Here is a 15,245-nt window from a genome sequence, read left to right on the forward strand (position 1 = left end):
AATGACTACAACCGATGTAGCTGAGCCGCAACCGCTCACGGGGTTGGCGCTATTTGGTGGCGTGCTGTGTTTGGCGATGGCGAACTTTCTGGCGATTTTGGATACCACTATCGCCAACGTGTCGGTGGCGAATATTGCCGGTAGCCTTGGTACCTCAACCAGCCAAGGCACCTATGTGATCACCTCCTACGCGGTCGCGGAGGCGATCTCTGTGCCGCTAACCGGCTGGTTATCACGCCGCTTTGGTTCGGTGCGGGTGTTCGTCACTTGTCTCATCATGTTTGGGGTGTTTTCTGCCTTGTGTGGCATGGCGACCAGCATGACCATGTTGGTGGCGTGCCGAGTATTTTTGGGCTTGTCTGGCGGCCCGATGATGCCACTGTCGCAAACGTTGATGATCCGTATCTTCCCCAAAGATAAAAGCCATGCGGCGATTGGTATATGGAGTATGACCACCTTGGTAGCACCGATCATGGGGCCGATCCTCGGCGGCGTGTTGTGCGATCAGTTTTCGTGGCCGTACATCTTCTACTTCAAAGTGCCGTTTGCCATTTTGGCTGGCTTAGCTTGCTGGAAAATCATCGGTGGCTTTGAAACCAAAGCGGTCAAAGCCGCCATTGATAAAATGGGGTTATTGCTGCTGGTGGTGTGGGTCGGGGCATTGCAGATCATGCTCGATGAAGGCAAAGACCACGACTGGTTCGCCTCAACCCGCATTACGGTATTGGCGATTGTGGCGCTGATTGGCTTTATCTCATTTTTGATTTGGGAGCTGACCGAGCGCAATCCAATCGTGGATTTGCGGGTGTTTCGCCATCGTGGCTTTTCCGCCAGTATGCTTACCTTGAGCTTAGGCTTTGGCGCTTTTTTTGGCATCACGGTGATCACGCCGCTGTGGCTACAGATCTACATGGGCTACACCGCCACTGAATCGGGTTATGCCACCGCCACCATGGGGATTATTGCGGTGTTTATCGCGCCAGCGATTGCCGCCGCAGTCAGCAAGTTTGATCCGCGGCCATTCGTGTTCTTTGGGGTGTTGTGGCTTGGTTTGTGGACTTGGCTGCGCGCCAGCAACAACATGGATATGACCTTCTGGCAGATCAGTATGCCGATGTTTTTCCAAGGGATTGGCATGCCGCTATTCTTTGTGCCGTTGACGGCGATCGCGCTCGGGTGTGTCAAACCAGCCGAGATGGATTCCGCCGCGGGTTTGTTCAACTTTATTCGGACCCTGTCAGGCGCGTTTGCTACTTCGATGGTGAATACCGCCTGGGAAAATGAAACCACCTATGTGCATTCAGAGCTGTCGGGGTTAACCGATCGCGTGGGTGTGGCTGCGCAGCAGATGCAGGCAAGCGGCATGACCCACGAGCAAACGCTCAACTCGCTCAATTGGATGCTACAGCAGCAAAGTTCGATGATCGCCACCAACCAGATCTTTATGTGGATAGCGGCCATTTTTGCTATCGGCGCGTTTGCGATCTGGCTATCGCCCAAACCGCTGCATGCGGTCGACCCCGGCGCCAGTCATTAGTTTCTATTTGCAAGTTTTAGCTCCTCAATTGAGGAGCTTTTTTTCGTGCGGTTGGTGAGTATGCCGCCATGCACTTGGGCTACAACCCACATGGCGTTGAAAGGTATGGCGCAGTCCCGCTGCGCTGCTATAACCACAGCTATTGGCTATTTGCTCGATCGACATATTGCTGCTTTCTAACAAGGCTTGAGCGCGGCGAATACGCAGTTGTTGCAGCCAACTCAGTGGCGATAGACCAAATTGCTGCTGCACGTGACGGGTTAAACTGCGCACGCTTAAACACACACGCTCGGCCATCATTTCCAAGGTGATGGCGCTGTGCAGTTGCTCAGTCAGCCACAGTTGCAGTTCGGCCATGCGCTCTGCGCTGGCGGGCAGTTGCTGTAACTGTTGCACTTGGCTGCCGATCCGCGCTTGCGGCATTACTAAATAGTCGGCAAGCGCTAGCGCCGCACGGGTGCCGAGATCTAGCTCCACCAGATGCAGACACAAATCCAGCCCAGCAGATAAACCGGCGGAGGTGAGCAACTGGCCGTTATCGATAAAGAGCACGTTCGGTTCTACGTGAATTTGCGGATAACGCTGCGCTAACTCGGCGGCCATCAGCCAGTGGGTGGTGGCGCGTTTACCATTAAGTAAGCCACTAGCGGCCAGCACCCAGGCGCCGCTACAGATGGAAGCAATACGGATACCTCTCGCTGCCGCCCGCTGTAAATAATCCATCACCTCGGCATCGTGAAACGTCATCGCATGGTTAATGCCGGGAATCACAATGGTGTCGGCCTCAAGCAATTGGCTCAGCGGCGCTAACCGCTGAATGACGACCGCATCACTCTGGACACTTTCCTCTTTGCCACAATAACTCAGCTGATATGCCGGTTCGCCACGGTTATGTTTGGCCGAGGTGAAACTTTGTTGCACTAAGCTGACGTCGTAATTGACGAAGTCGGGCAGCAGTAACATAGCAACCTTATGTTTAGGCGTTGTTTGTTGATTCATGGCGGCGTAGGCAGATGTGCAGCAGTTGAGAGAATGTTCTTTTTACGAGGATTGATGGGATGGCGCAAGCCACTTGTCTCAACCACAGCCGACGGCGGTAACACTTTGGCAAGAATGGCTAGATTATTGCGCTCATTGGCTGCTTGATTGCGGCGCGTTGGTGGTGTCAGTCGTAAGCTAGCTGCCATTAATCTCGAGGAGACTTGTTATGAATCGCCGCCAATTTACGCTGTCATGTTTAGCCACCGCCGCTGCCTCTAGCAGTGTGTTACTGCCCAGCGTTGCCAGTGCTAACGCGCCGGTCGCATCCTTGCCTGTTGCATCCGTGCATAGTCGCTTCGCCGAGGTGCCGCGCTCAACCAATAAACCGCATATTGCGTTTCTGGTGTATGACGGTATGACCTTGCTCGATCTGGTGGGACCGATGGAGATCCTGTCCAACAACAATTTCGATGTGGACTTTGTCGCCGCCAGTTTGGCGCCAGTGTATGCCGAGAGTAATAGCAACAAGCGGTTGGGCGTGCTGCCAACAGCAACGTTTGCGGATGTGAGCCACACCGATATTTTATTTGCCCCCGGCAGTACCAACCCACTACAGGCTGTCAAACAGCCTGAATTACTGGCGTGGGTGGCGCAAGTGGGCGCTAAGGCGACCTGGGTGACCAGCGTGTGTAGCGGCGCGATCATTCTTGGTGCGGCGGGCTTGCTCAAGGGCTATCAAGCCACTAGCCATTGGGGCTGGTTAGATAAATTGCGTTACTTTGGCGCCGTGCCAACGCAGCAACGGGTGGTGCACGATGGCAACCGCGTGACTGGTGCGGGCGTGACCTCTGGTATCGATTTTGGCTTAGTATTGTTGTCGCTGCTGCTCGGCGAAGATGTGGCGCGTGCGCGGCAACTGGGGTTGGAATACGACCCTAAACCGCCATTTACTGGCGGCTCGGTGGATACCGCACCAGTGGCGTTGGTTGAGCGTTCACGCGATGCCTATCAAGCCTTTCTCGACAAGGTGGAGCCACAGCGAATGCAGTTATTGCAGCAGTTTGCTCAACGTTTAAATGTTCAGTTGCCTTGAGCACCGCTGCAACGATATTAAATGCGTGTTTGTTGCTGCTTTCATAAACAAAATCATGGCATTATTAGCATTAGGGAAGGTGCGAATAAGTCCCGTGCGTGCTCTGCGTGAGCATACAGCTTTCAGATGCAAGGCGCAGTTTGCCGTGAATGGTGAGCCCTTTGCAAAAACTGCAACGTAGCAGATGAAGCTGTAGGCCACGCCCTACGGGGATTTGTAAGCTCATGCATTTCTTCGTTAGCCAACTTTGCCATGCTCCAGCATGCCCGCAGTTAGCTGCCTTGAACTGCTATGGCTTACCAATCCAGAGCGTCGCGAAGACTTGTTCCCACCTTCCCTTGCAAATGATTGATGCGGCGCCACTGATGCGCGCGGAATGCAAGGAATGCCATGAGTATTTGGAAAGAGCTTTACGACATTGTGGAAAAGGAGTTTGGCCGTTGGCAAAACCGTCAGCACAAGCAGCAAGCGTTACTGTTTGAAGTGCAAAGTAATCTGCTGTTTTTGGCAGAAGCGATTAAGGCCCAACTGCCCGCCAGTAAGATTGTGGCAGGATTGGAGCGCAAAGCATTCGATAAAGCGTTAGAGCAGGGGCTGGAATTGGAGCGGCGCACTGTCACTCAAGCCACCATTGGCGAGTTTGTCGAGTTCAACAAATACCTCGGCAAAGACAGCCACTACATGGTGAAAAATGCCTACGCCAAGATGAATGCGCTCAGCAAATTGGTGCAGGCGGACAGCGAACAAGACTACGACCTGAAGCTCAAATCGTTGTTTCGATTTATGGTGTTACTGGCGGCGCATTTAGAGCAGAAGCCGTTAACGCGGGCGTGATAACACTTTGTTTCACAAATAAAAATGCCACCGACAGGTGGCATCTCTTTCAATACTGCTTGTACTCAATGATGAAGACGCCTAGCGCACTCAGTTAGCAGTTTTTTTTACCGCTACTTGTTTCTCAATCGCCATAATCATCCGCGCCGCGATATCGGCGTTGGTGGCGGTTTCAATGCCTTCCAGACCCGGTGACGAGTTCACTTCCAGCAGCAACGGCCCTTTGTTGGAGCGGATCAAATCCACCCCAGCCACTTTTAGCTCCATCGCTTTGGCGGCCTTAATGGCGATACGGCGTTCTTCAGGCGTGATCTTAATCAGCTCAGCGCGGCCACCTTGGTGGATGTTGGCACGAAACTCGCCCGGCGCCGCCACGCGTTGGATCGACGCTACCACTTTGCCATCGACCACAAAGCAGCGCAGATCTTTGCCGCTCGATTCTTTAATAAATTCCTGCACCAGAATGTTGGCGTTGAGGCTCTTGAAGGCGTTGATCACGCTCTCCGCCGCCTTACGTGTTTCTGCCAACACCACGCCTTTACCTTGGGTGCCTTCCAGCAACTTGATGATCAGCGGTGCGCCGCCAACCATGTTGATCAAATCGCCAGTATCCAGCGGTGAATTAGCAAAACCGGTGGTGGGAATATCGAGGCCGTTATCCAGCAGCAGTTGCAGCGCCCGCAGTTTATCGCGCGATTGCGCAATGGCGACCGAGCTGTTTAAACAGTAGATGCCTAATGATTCAAACTGACGCAGCAGGGTACAAGCATAAAAGGTCATGCTCGGACGAATACGCGGGATCACTGCGTCCAGATCGTTCAGCACTAAACCGCCGCGATAGTGGATTTCTGGCTTAGTGGCGTCCAACTTCATGTAGCAGTTTTTAATGTTGAAAAACTGGATTTCATGGCCGCGACTTTCCGCTGCTTCAATAATGCGGCGGTTGCTGTACAAGTTTGGGTTGCTCGCTAACAAGCCGATCTTCAATCCGGTCGGGCGGATCTCTGGTGCCTTATATAAGGTTGCCAATGAGGTCGCGGGTTGTTCGCCCAGCAAACATTGACCGGCAGGATCGACCAACGTGCGGCCGTGCATCGCTTCGCGGCCGAGCAACATGCGATAGCCCATGCTATCGCGGTTGGTTAGGGTAACTTCGACATCCCAACTCAGTTCACCCAGCACCAACGGCACACGGATCACCAAGCGTTTTTCACGGTCACCGCTAGAGCTTTTGATGATGCGTTGGTCGATCACTTGCGCTTCGCAGTGCACCATCACTTTACGGTTGTCTTGCAATGGGTGGACTTCAAATGTCACCCAAGGCTCGCCGTTGCGTGAGAAAGGCTGAATATTGATGGCATGAAGTGACGAGGTTTTTGCGCCAGAATCGACCCGCGCCTTAATGGCCGGGATATTCAGCGTTGGAAACGCGCACCACTCATCGCTGCCGATAACAATTTTCGGCTCGTTGCTGTGTTTCATGTTGGGATTGTGCTCAGAAAAGTAAGGTGGAATCTTAGCTGGACGTTTGGCTGGTTGCCGACGTCAGCAAATTGGCGAGCTTTATAGCCGAAAAGCTGACATTGGCAAAGCGATTTTAGTGGGCTGACTTCAAAATTTAATCTATTCGACACATTCGCACGCCGAATGTCCAGCAAGCAGCCACTAACACTGCTGCTGGTGACGTGCTTGCTGCCCCTAGCCGAGTTAATCGGTTATGGAAAAATAAACAAGGCGCCAAGCGGCGCCTTTGCATCAGTAACCTGCTTATTGCTCCGGATCGTAATCCAGCACCGGCGCGAGCCATTTCTCAGTTTCAACAATGCTCATGCCTTTTCGGCGCGCGTAATCTTCTACCTGATCGCGGCCAATGTTAGTCACACCAAAGTAGCGCGATTGTGGATGAGCAAAGTACCAGCCAGATACCGCAGCAGTCGGATACATGGCAAAGCTTTCGGTGATGTTGAGATCGATACATTCATTCGGTTTCAGCAAATCCCACAGCAGGCCTTTCTCGGTGTGATCGGGGCAAGCAGGGTAGCCAGGTGCAGGGCGAATACCTTTGTATTTCTCGCGGATCAGCGCTTCGTTATCCAAGTTCTCATCGGCGGCATAACCCCAAAACTCTTTACGCACTCGTTCGTGCATCCGCTCAGCAAATGCTTCTGCCAAACGATCCGCCAAACACTTGAGCATGATGGAGCTGTAGTCATCGTGCGCCGCTTCAAAACGTTCAAGATGGGCATCAATGCCGTGGCCTGCGGTCACTGCAAAGCCGCCCATGTAATCGGCCACGCCGGTTTCTTTTGGCGCAACAAAGTCTGACAAACAGAAGTTGTGGTTGCCGACCCGTTCAATCTGCATCCGCAGATGGTGGGTGGTCATCAACACCTCGCTGCGGCTGTCATCGGTGTACAGTTCGATATCATCAAAGTTGACGCTGTTGGCAGGGAACAAGCCAATCACCGCTTTGGCGGTGAGCCATTTTTCGTCGATGATTTTTTGCAGCATCGCTTTGCCGTCGGCGAATACTTTCTGCGCTTCTTCACCAACAATCTTATCTTCCAAAATCTCAGGATAATGGCCGTGCAGTTCCCACGCGCGGAAGAACGGCGTCCAGTCGATACGATCAACTAAGTCTGTCAGCGGATAATCATCAAACACTTGAATGCCGAGCTGCTTCGGTTTGATCGGTGGATTTGCTGCCCAATCTTGAGTTACGCGGTTTTCCCGCGCCGCTTCAAGGCTGGCGATCTGTTTACGCTTGGTTTGCGACAGGCGTTTTTCACGCATCACCGCATATTCTTCGTATGTCGCATCAATAGTCGCTTGGCGCGTGTCGTCGTTAATGAGCTTGCTCACCATCGGCACTGCGCGCGATGCGTCGGCAATGTAGATCGCGCCGTGTGGATAATGCGGAGCGATCTTCACGGCAGTATGGATTTTCGAGCACGTGGCGCCGCCGATAATCGCTGGAATGGTCAGGCCTTCACGCTCAAAGGTTTTGACGTTGTGCACCATCTCATCAAGGCTTGGGGTAATCAGCCCCGACATGCCGATGATGTCGACTTTTTCTTTGCGGGCGGTTTCGACGATCTTTTCTACTGGCACCATCACGCCAAGATCGATCACCTCATAGCCGTTACAAGCCAGCACTACGCCGACGATGTTTTTGCCGATATCGTGCACGTCACCTTTCACGGTCACCATCAGCACTTTACCGTTGCTTTGGCCTTCGATTTTTTCCGCTTCAATGAACGGGTTGAGGTAGGCCACCGCTTTTTTCATCACGCGGGCGGATTTCACCACTTGCGGCAGGAACATCTTGCCTTCGCCGAACAGATCGCCGACCACGTTCATGCCATCCATCAACGGCCCTTCAATCACATCCAGCGGCCGGGTGGCGGCCAAGCGTGCTTCTTCGGTGTCTTCGTCGATAAATTCGGTAATGCCTTTGACCAGCGCGTGTTCGAGGCGTTTGTTCACCGGCCAGTGACGCCACTCTTGTTCTTCTGGTTTGGCTGCGCCGGCGCCATTGCCGCGATAGTTTTCGGCAATCTCCAATAGCTGTTCAGTGTTGCTGGAATCCGCGACCGGGCAGGGCAGGTTGAGCACCACCGCTTCTACGCGCTCTTTTAATGGCGGGTCGATGTCATCGTAAATCGCCAACTGACCGGCGTTAACAATGCCCATGTCCATTCCCGCTTTAATGGCGTGATAGAGGAACACCGCGTGGATCGCTTCACGCACTGGATTGTTGCCACGGAACGAGAACGACACGTTCGACACGCCGCCAGAGATCATCGCGTGCGGCAATGTCGCTTTAATATCTTTGATGGCTTCGATGAAATCGACCGCGTAGTTATCGTGCTCGTCGATACCGGTAGCCACCGCAAAAATGTTCGGGTCGAAGATGATGTCTTCCGGCGGGAAGCCGACTTGATCGACCAGAATGCGATAGGCGCGAGTACAGATCTCGGTTTTACGCGCGCGGGTATCGGCTTGGCCGGTTTCATCAAACGCCATGATGATTGCTGCTGCGCCGTAGCGTTTAACTAAAGTGGCTTGCTCGATAAACTTGGCTTCGCCCTCTTTGAGCGAAATCGAGTTAACAATGCCTTTGCCTTGAATACATTTGAGGCCAGCTTCAATCACTTCCCATTTGGACGAGTCGATCATGATCGGCACTTTACAGATATCGGGCTCAGAGGCGACCAGATAGAGGAAGCGTGTCATCACTTCCACGCCATCGAGCATGCCTTCATCCATGTTGATGTCGATGATCTGCGCGCCGCTTTCTACCTGCTCGCGGGCGACATCGAGCGCGGTTTCATAATCGCCTTCTTTGATGAGGCGCAAAAAGCGCGCCGAGCCGGTCACGTTGGTACGTTCGCCAACGTTAATAAACAGCGAGTTACTGTCGATAGTGAGTGGTTCCAAACCGGATAAGCGGCTGGCAACCGGAATATCTGGCAGTGCGCGCGGTGGATGCTGCTCTACTGCTTCACGAATCGCTTTAATATGCGCTGGCGTGGTGCCGCAGCAGCCGCCAACCAAGTTGAGCAGGCCTTCTTTGGCCCACTGGCCGATAACCTCGGCCATCTCTTCTGGCGTTTCATCGTAGCCACCAAACTCGTTCGGCAGGCCAGCGTTGGGGTGCGCCGACACAAAGGTCTCGCTGATACGCGCCAATTCTTCCACATACGGGCGCAGCTCTTTTGGCCCCAAGGCGCAGTTCAAACCGAAAGAAATCGGTTTGATGTGGCGCAGCGAGTTATAGAAGGCTTCAGTGGTTTGACCAGTCAGGGTGCGGCCCGAGGCATCGGTAATGGTGCCAGAGATCATCACTGGCAGTTGTTGGCCCAGCTTTTCAAACACTTGATCGATGGCGAACAGCGCCGCTTTGGCGTTGAGCGTATCAAAGATGGTTTCCACCATAATGATATCGGCGCCGCCGTTGATCAGCGCTTCAGTGGCTTGCATGTAAGCAGTTACTAACTGATCAAAGTGGATATTACGGAAACCTGGGTCATTCACGTCTGGGCTGATAGAGCAGGTGCGGTTGGTCGGACCAAGTACACCCGCCACATAACGCGGAATACCAGTCGCTGCCGCCACTTCATCGGCGGCTTGGCGGGCGAGTTTGGCGGCTTCGAAGTTAATCTCAGTCACCAGTTCCTGCATGTCGTAATCAGCCATCGCTACCGTGGTGGCGTTGAAGCTGTTGGTTTCGACAATATCTGCCCCCGCTTCAAGGTATTGGCGGTGAATAGTTTTGATGATGTCAGGTTGAGTTAACACAAGTAAGTCATTGTTACCTTTGACATCACAATGCCAGTCTTGGAAGCGTTCGCCGCGGTAATCTTCCTCTTCCAGCTTGTATGCTTGGATCATCGTGCCCATGGCGCCATCAATAATCAGAATGCGCTGTGAAAGTGCAGATTCGAGCTGTTGTCGAACCGGCGATGATGGGGTTTTGCAAGTTGCCATCGTTAAAAACCTTTTCTTCATGCCATGAACACAAATGTCTGCAATTGTTGTATGATCCAGATCACACTATAGGCTATCGCCAATGAGTGACTGCATAAGTATGGCTGCAGACGTTAAAACAGGGTAGTTTTGGACATATAAACGTATAGACGTCCATGATACGGATTCGTGGTAACTGCGGCAAGGTGAAATTAGTCGCTCTAACTCGTCTAGAAGAAGCCCTAGCCCCGTGCAAAGTAGGCATGAGTGTGATTCAAGTTTGAGCTTAGGAATCGAGATGACACGAACCCGTAAACTGACCATTTATCTGATGCGCCATGGCCACTGTGAAGGTGGTGAGTTGCTGCGTGGCCGTACCGATGTGCCGCTTAGCCCTGCGGGTCTTGAGCAGATGTGGGAAGCGTGGCGCTCCATCTCCGATGACATCGATGGTGCGCGCTTGACGTTGCTCAGTTCGCCGTTACGTCGTTGCACTAAGTTTGCCCAAGGCATCGCCGATGATATGGGCGAGTTTTTTGAGATGCCGCTGCAAATTGCACCTTGGCTGGCGGAACTCAATTTTGGCGAATGGGATGGTTTGCCGTTTGCGGAGCTGGAAGCGTGTCACGGCGAAGAGCTGATGGCGTTCTGGCAAGATCCACTCGATATTACCCCGCCCGGGGGCGAACCGGTCCGTGAGTTTCACCAACGTGTGGTTGCTGGCTGGCATAGTTTGCATCAACGCATGCTTAAATCCGACAAAGACACCGCGCTACTGGTGACGCACGGCGGCGTGATCCGCTCGCTGATGAATGAAGTGCTGTGCCCTGATACCCTTCCTGCCGCTGGCTTATTTACCGCGTTTGATCTGCCGTACGGTTCGATCATGAAAATCAGCGTCTTCGCCAACGAGATCGACGGCGAATGGCAGTGCAGCAGCCGCCTGCATTGGACTTTCTAAGTCATTGCCGATCAAATAATTAGCCATTTTTATTGCTTATCAGTGACTCTTTAGCCAAAACTGGTAGCCTTAGCCGTTTTTGAATGGGTCAATAAGGCGGAGGACGCGCATGAACCCTGTACTCAGGGCTGAACAACTGAGCTGGCATGCTGATGGCAAACAGATCCTCAACGATGTCAGTTTCTTACTGCAACCGGGCAAAATGCTGGGCTTAATCGGCCCCAACGGCGCTGGTAAGTCCAGTTTGTTACGCTGCCTCTACCGCTATGTGCAACCAGATAGCGGAAAAATCCTACTTAATAATAAAGAAATCAAAAGCATAGACCATAAAACCTTTGCGCAAATGGTCGCGGTCGTCCTACAGGACACACCAACCGAAATGCACAGCACTGTGCAGCAAATTGTGGCCACCGGTCTGACCCCTTACAAAGGCCTTTTCCAAGGCAATAACAAGGAGGATAATGACGCTATTCAATCAGCGTTATGCCAAGTTGGTTTGGCCGATAAAGCGGATGCCTCTTTTAGTCACCTTTCTGGCGGTGAAAAACAGCGAGCGTTAATCGCCCGAGCGATAGTGCAGCGACCCTCTTTGTTGATTTTAGATGAGCCGACGAACCATCTGGATATCCGTTATCAAATTCAAATTCTTGAGCTAGTGCGTAGTTTGGGAATAACGGTTGTCACTTCGATTCACGACTTAAACTTAGCGTCAGCATTGTGTGACGAATTGCTGCTATTAGCCGACGGACGCTGTGTCGCCGCTGGTTCGGCTGACGAGGTGCTGACCGAAGCCAGAATTTCGCAAGTGTTTGGCGTGTGCTGCCAAGTGGCTAAGCACCCGCAGCACGGCAAACCGCTGATCCATTATTACTATGGTTATACCGCTGCGGAACATCGGGGAGAGATCGCCAATGATGCGCCGTGATAATCAAGCCAGAACAGTGTTATGGCGTAGTGTGGGCTGGAGCGGATTGCTGCTGTTGCTGCTAGTTACGCCATTGCTGGCAAGCAGTTTTGGCGCGGCGCAGATTGGCGTATTCGATGTGGCGCAACTGTTGTGGCATCACCTTGTCGATGCGGAGCAGAGCAGTAGCATTAATGCACGGATCATTTGGGAACTGCGCTTACCGCGCGTGTTATTAGCGTTTACCGCGGGGGCAGGGCTGGCGCTGAGCGGTTTTGTACTGCAGAGCGTGACCCGTAATCCGCTCGCCGATCCGTACCTGTTTGGTATTAGCTCCGGCGCTTCTTTTGGTGCGGTGCTGGTAGTGACCTTAGCCGGTACCAGCGTGGTGGCCGGGTTATCTTTGCCGACAGGCGCGTTTTTAGGCGCGTGTTTATCTGTGCTGTTGGTGCTGAGTTTGTCGGGACAAAGGGTGACGACGCAAGTTGAGCGCATGTTGTTATCTGGCGTGGCTGTGTCCTTTATGTTTGGCGCGTTAACCAGCTTGTTGTTGTATTTTTCTAGCCCGTTGGCGGCGCAGTCGTTGTTGTTTTGGACCATGGGCAGTTTTGCTCAAGCCAAATGGGCTGAACTGTGGTTACCGATGGGAATTGTTGCAATAGCGCTTGCGCTAGTGATAGGGCAAAAGCGGCAACTGTTAGCGATGCAGGGCGGCGATGAGACCGCACACACTCTGGGGGTCAGGGTAGTGAAACTGCGGCTGCTGATGTTGCTGTTGTGCTCGCTGATCACCGCTACTTTGGTGGCTCATTGTGGTGGGATTGGTTTTGTGGGGCTGATGGTGCCCCATGTGGTGCGGTTACTGGTGCCGCAACGTCAGTCAATTATGCTGACGGCACTGGTAGGCGGACTGTTTATGGTGTGGGTGGATGTGCTCGCTAGAAGCGCACTACCAACGCAGGAACTGCCAGTGGGGGTGATTACCTCGGCGCTCGGCAGTGTGTTTTTCTTGTTCGTGTTGCGTAAGCGCGGGCAATAAATAAATGAAATCAGGATGGAATCGAAATGTACACAGTATCTCCAGTGAATCACACGCTTGATAGTGAGATCCACTCGCGTATTGATCATAAAACTAAGCCGTTAGGTGCGTTGGGCGAACTTGAAACGCTGGCGTTGCAACTGGCGCGTATTCAGTTAACCAAAGCCTCCGACAAGCTGGCGCTCAACAAGCCAACCATGTTGGTATTTGCTGGTGACCACGGTGTGGCTGACTACGGCGTGTCTATCGGTGGTAGTGAAATTACCGCGCAGATGGTGCAAAACTTCATCAACGGTGGAGCCGCGATCAATGTTTTCTGTCGCCAAAATAACATGGCGCTAGAAGTGATTGATTGTGGTATGAAAACGCAGTTGGACGACCCGCGTATCATCAATCAACGTCTGGGCAATGGCACTAAAGCCATGCACAAAGAGGCGGCGATGAGCATCAACACTGTGCATCAAGGTTTTGCTTTTGCGCGTGAATTAGTGCAACGCCATGTCAACAACGGCTGCAATCTGTTGGCAATCGGTGAAATGGGCATAGGTAACACCACCGCCGCCGCCGCCGTCATGGCCGCACTGACCGGTATTCCGGTGGCCGAATGTACTGGTAAAGGCACTGGTATTGATATCGTGGCATTGAAACGCAAACGTATCATCATCGAACAAGCGTTGCTGGAGCACTATTCTCACCTGACTAACCCCATTCAAATTCTGGCCTGTCTTGGTGGTTTTGAGATCGTGCAGATGACCGGCACCATCTTGGCCGCAGCTGAATTTGGCGTGCCCGTGCTGGTGGATGGCTTTATTGCATCGGTTGCGGCATTGGCGGCGGTGGAATTAGCACCAGCCGTGCGCGATTATCTGATCTTTTCGCATGAATCTGATGAAAATGGTCATCGACGCCTATTGCTGCGTTTGAACGCTCGGCCTATGCTACGTCTTGGTTTGCGCTTGGGTGAAGGTACTGGCGCAGCCTTAGCTCTGCCGCTACTGCAAGCTGCTGTGGCATTTTATAATGACATGGCGAGTTTTGCTGAAGCTGGCGTGACTTCTGTGGTTGAACCTGTGGTGAATTCTGGAGCTGCTTAATGGCCAATCGGGCTGTCTTGCTGGAACAATTTCGGCTATTGCTAATAGCTATCGGTTTTTTTACTCGTATTCCAGTGCCGTCGCAGATCAATGTCGACAGTGACAGCCTAAATCATGCCAGCCGCTATTTTGGCGTGGTCGGCACCTTGGTGGGTGCTATCGCCGCGCTGGTGATGTGGTTGGTGTCGTTGGTGATGCCGATGTCGGTGGCAATTGTGATGGCGATGTTTACCAGCGTCATCCTCACCGGCGGTTTTCATGAAGATGGCCTTGCCGACACCGCCGATGGCTTTGGTGGTGGTTGGAGTGTTGCTGACAAGCTCAGCATCATGAAAGACAGCCGTATCGGCAGTTATGGCGCGATTGCGCTAGTGCTGGTACTGCTGCTCAAATTCTGTTTGCTCACTGAGTTGGCGTTGTACGATCCGGTCTCGGCTTTGGGCGCCTTAGTGTTGGCACATACGCTTAGCCGCGTGATTGCTGCCAGCCTGATCTACACCGAAACCTATGTGCGTGATGAAGGCAAAAGCAAGCCGTTAGCCAATCAGCAAAGTTTTCACGATCTGCTGATTCTGGTTATCTCTGGCATGCTGTTAGTGCTGCTGATTTCACCTACCGCCATGCTGACTTTTATCATCTGTGGTTTCATCATCCGCACCATGCTGTGCTTCTGCTTCCGTCGCCAAATTGGTGGTTACACCGGTGATACCTTGGGCGCGGCGCAGCAGGTGAGTGAGTTGGCTATCTACATGTTGTTGCTGGTTGGGCGGACCAACGGCGCATGATGCAACTGGTGCTCGGTGGTGCCCGTAGCGGTAAAAGTCGCTTTGCCGAGCAGCAAGTCGCGGCAGTTTTACAACAACGCTCGGCAAACTCGGCGTCGGCTATCTACATTGCAACAGCTACCGCTGAAGATGATGAGATGCGCCAGCGTATCGGCCATCACCGCCAACAGCGCGATAACAGCAGCATCGACTGGCAATTGATTGAATCCCCGCTGGCATTAGCCGAAACCTTAACCGTACTCTCCGGTCGCAATCACGTGGTATTAGTCGATTGCCTCACGTTGTGGCTGACCAATCAACTATTGGCTGACGCCGACATGGCGCAGTGTCGTCAAGCCCTGTGCCAAGCGGTGCAGCAATTTGAAGGTGACTTAGTGCTGGTGAGCAACGAAGTCGGCTCCGGCATTGTGCCGCTAGGTGAACTAAGCCGCCGTTTTGTCGATGAGGCGGGTTGGCTCAATCAGCAGTTGGCGACCATCGCCGCTAAAGTCACGTTAGTTGTGGCCGGTTTGCCGTTGAATCTTAAAGGCTGAGCGCGCGTAAATTTG

Annotated in this window: 13 protein-coding genes and 1 pseudogene; 9 read left to right on the forward strand and 5 right to left on the reverse strand. The window is 52.9% G+C overall.

All coding sequences use genetic code 11. The features are described from left to right. Position 1 precedes the first annotated feature (1 nt). Complete coding sequence (locus L9G74_RS11695) at positions 2-1,537, forward strand: DHA2 family efflux MFS transporter permease subunit (RefSeq protein WP_238896587.1); 1,536 nt, start codon at positions 2-4, stop codon at positions 1,535-1,537. A 24-nt stretch (positions 1,538-1,561) separates the two neighbouring features. On the opposite strand, the gene L9G74_RS11700 is transcribed toward L9G74_RS11695, so the two are convergent. Beyond that, positions 1,562-2,500 carry a GlxA family transcriptional regulator gene (locus L9G74_RS11700; RefSeq protein ID WP_238896588.1) on the reverse strand — a complete coding sequence of 313 codons (939 nt, stop codon included), beginning with the start codon at positions 2,498-2,500 and terminating at the stop codon, positions 1,562-1,564. Positions 2,501-2,532: 32 nt separating this feature from the next. Next, the gene (locus tag L9G74_RS11705; protein WP_238896589.1) at positions 2,533-2,724 is read right to left on the reverse strand and encodes a hypothetical protein; all 192 of its coding nucleotides are present in this window, start codon (positions 2,722-2,724) and stop codon (positions 2,533-2,535) included. A gap of 20 nt (positions 2,725-2,744) precedes the next feature. Here L9G74_RS11705 and L9G74_RS11710 point away from each other — a divergent pair, with 20 nt between their 5' ends. Then, positions 2,745-3,611, forward strand: a complete 867-nt coding sequence (locus tag L9G74_RS11710) for a DJ-1/PfpI family protein (protein WP_238896590.1) — start codon at positions 2,745-2,747, stop codon at positions 3,609-3,611. A 390-nt stretch (positions 3,612-4,001) separates the two neighbouring features. Beyond that, complete coding sequence (locus tag L9G74_RS11715; RefSeq protein WP_238896591.1) at positions 4,002-4,445, forward strand: hypothetical protein; 444 nt, start codon at positions 4,002-4,004, stop codon at positions 4,443-4,445. A 90-nt stretch (positions 4,446-4,535) separates the two neighbouring features. Here the strand turns inward: L9G74_RS11715 and rimK are convergent, their stop codons facing one another. The 3 genes and pseudogenes from rimK to metH all read right to left on the reverse strand — a co-directional run bounded on the left by rimK (position 4,536) and on the right by metH (position 9,935). Continuing rightward, entirely contained in the window at positions 4,536-5,432 is an 897-nt protein-coding gene (gene rimK, locus L9G74_RS11720) for a 30S ribosomal protein S6--L-glutamate ligase (protein WP_238896686.1), read from the reverse strand. 135 nt (positions 5,433-5,567) lie between these two features. Next, positions 5,568-5,927: pseudogene (locus tag L9G74_RS11725) on the reverse strand (ATP-dependent zinc protease family protein); the annotation flags it as partial. A 285-nt stretch (positions 5,928-6,212) separates the two neighbouring features. Continuing rightward, positions 6,213-9,935 (reverse strand): methionine synthase, encoded by a 3,723-nt coding sequence (gene metH / locus L9G74_RS11730; protein WP_238896592.1) that lies wholly within the window; start codon positions 9,933-9,935, stop codon positions 6,213-6,215. Between the two features lie 277 nt (positions 9,936-10,212). On the opposite strand from metH, the gene L9G74_RS11735 reads away from it, so the two are divergent. The 6 genes from L9G74_RS11735 to cobU all read left to right on the forward strand — a co-directional run bounded on the left by L9G74_RS11735 (position 10,213) and on the right by cobU (position 15,230). Then, positions 10,213-10,875, forward strand: a complete 663-nt coding sequence (locus L9G74_RS11735; protein WP_238896593.1) for a histidine phosphatase family protein — start codon at positions 10,213-10,215, stop codon at positions 10,873-10,875. A gap of 109 nt (positions 10,876-10,984) precedes the next feature. Next, complete coding sequence (locus L9G74_RS11740) at positions 10,985-11,800, forward strand: ABC transporter ATP-binding protein (protein WP_238896594.1); 816 nt, start codon at positions 10,985-10,987, stop codon at positions 11,798-11,800. Beyond that, positions 11,787-12,818 carry a FecCD family ABC transporter permease gene (locus L9G74_RS11745; protein WP_238896595.1) on the forward strand — a complete coding sequence of 344 codons (1,032 nt, stop codon included), beginning with the start codon at positions 11,787-11,789 and terminating at the stop codon, positions 12,816-12,818. The genes L9G74_RS11740 and L9G74_RS11745 overlap by 14 nt, the downstream gene beginning before the upstream one ends. Before the next feature lie 26 nt (positions 12,819-12,844). Continuing rightward, positions 12,845-13,912, forward strand: coding sequence for a nicotinate-nucleotide--dimethylbenzimidazole phosphoribosyltransferase (gene cobT, locus L9G74_RS11750; RefSeq protein WP_238896596.1), 1,068 nt, complete (start codon positions 12,845-12,847; stop codon positions 13,910-13,912). Further along, a complete protein-coding gene (locus tag L9G74_RS11755) occupies positions 13,912-14,697 on the forward strand; it encodes an adenosylcobinamide-GDP ribazoletransferase (protein WP_238896597.1) in 786 nt (261 codons plus the stop codon). The genes cobT and L9G74_RS11755 overlap by 1 nt, the downstream gene beginning before the upstream one ends. After that, positions 14,694-15,230: a bifunctional adenosylcobinamide kinase/adenosylcobinamide-phosphate guanylyltransferase gene (gene cobU, locus L9G74_RS11760; protein WP_238896598.1), complete on the forward strand. Its 537-nt coding sequence runs from the start codon at positions 14,694-14,696 to the stop codon at positions 15,228-15,230. Before L9G74_RS11755 ends, cobU begins: the two co-directional genes overlap by 4 nt. Positions 15,231-15,245 lie beyond the last annotated feature (15 nt).

This window comes from Shewanella electrica (assembly GCF_022321485.1).
Classification (GTDB): Bacteria; Pseudomonadota; Gammaproteobacteria; order Enterobacterales; family Shewanellaceae; genus Shewanella; species Shewanella electrica.

Excerpts from the sequence above, each read along its gene's own strand:
- L9G74_RS11695 (WP_238896587.1), top strand. The coding sequence starts at position 2 with ATGACTACAACCGATGTAGCTGAGCCGCAACCGCTCACGGGGTTGGCG.
- L9G74_RS11700 (WP_238896588.1), bottom strand. The coding sequence starts at position 2,500 with ATGTTACTGCTGCCCGACTTCGTCAATTACGACGTCAGCTTAGTGCAA.
- L9G74_RS11705 (WP_238896589.1), bottom strand. The coding sequence starts at position 2,724 with ATGGCAGCTAGCTTACGACTGACACCACCAACGCGCCGCAATCAAGCA.
- L9G74_RS11710 (WP_238896590.1), top strand. The coding sequence starts at position 2,745 with ATGAATCGCCGCCAATTTACGCTGTCATGTTTAGCCACCGCCGCTGCC.
- L9G74_RS11715 (WP_238896591.1), top strand. The coding sequence starts at position 4,002 with ATGAGTATTTGGAAAGAGCTTTACGACATTGTGGAAAAGGAGTTTGGC.
- metH (WP_238896592.1), bottom strand. The coding sequence starts at position 9,935 with ATGGCAACTTGCAAAACCCCATCATCGCCGGTTCGACAACAGCTCGAA.
- L9G74_RS11735 (WP_238896593.1), top strand. The coding sequence starts at position 10,213 with ATGACACGAACCCGTAAACTGACCATTTATCTGATGCGCCATGGCCAC.
- L9G74_RS11740 (WP_238896594.1), top strand. The coding sequence starts at position 10,985 with ATGAACCCTGTACTCAGGGCTGAACAACTGAGCTGGCATGCTGATGGC.
- L9G74_RS11745 (WP_238896595.1), top strand. The coding sequence starts at position 11,787 with ATGATGCGCCGTGATAATCAAGCCAGAACAGTGTTATGGCGTAGTGTG.
- cobT (WP_238896596.1), top strand. The coding sequence starts at position 12,845 with ATGTACACAGTATCTCCAGTGAATCACACGCTTGATAGTGAGATCCAC.
- L9G74_RS11755 (WP_238896597.1), top strand. The coding sequence starts at position 13,912 with ATGGCCAATCGGGCTGTCTTGCTGGAACAATTTCGGCTATTGCTAATA.
- cobU (WP_238896598.1), top strand. The coding sequence starts at position 14,694 with ATGATGCAACTGGTGCTCGGTGGTGCCCGTAGCGGTAAAAGTCGCTTT.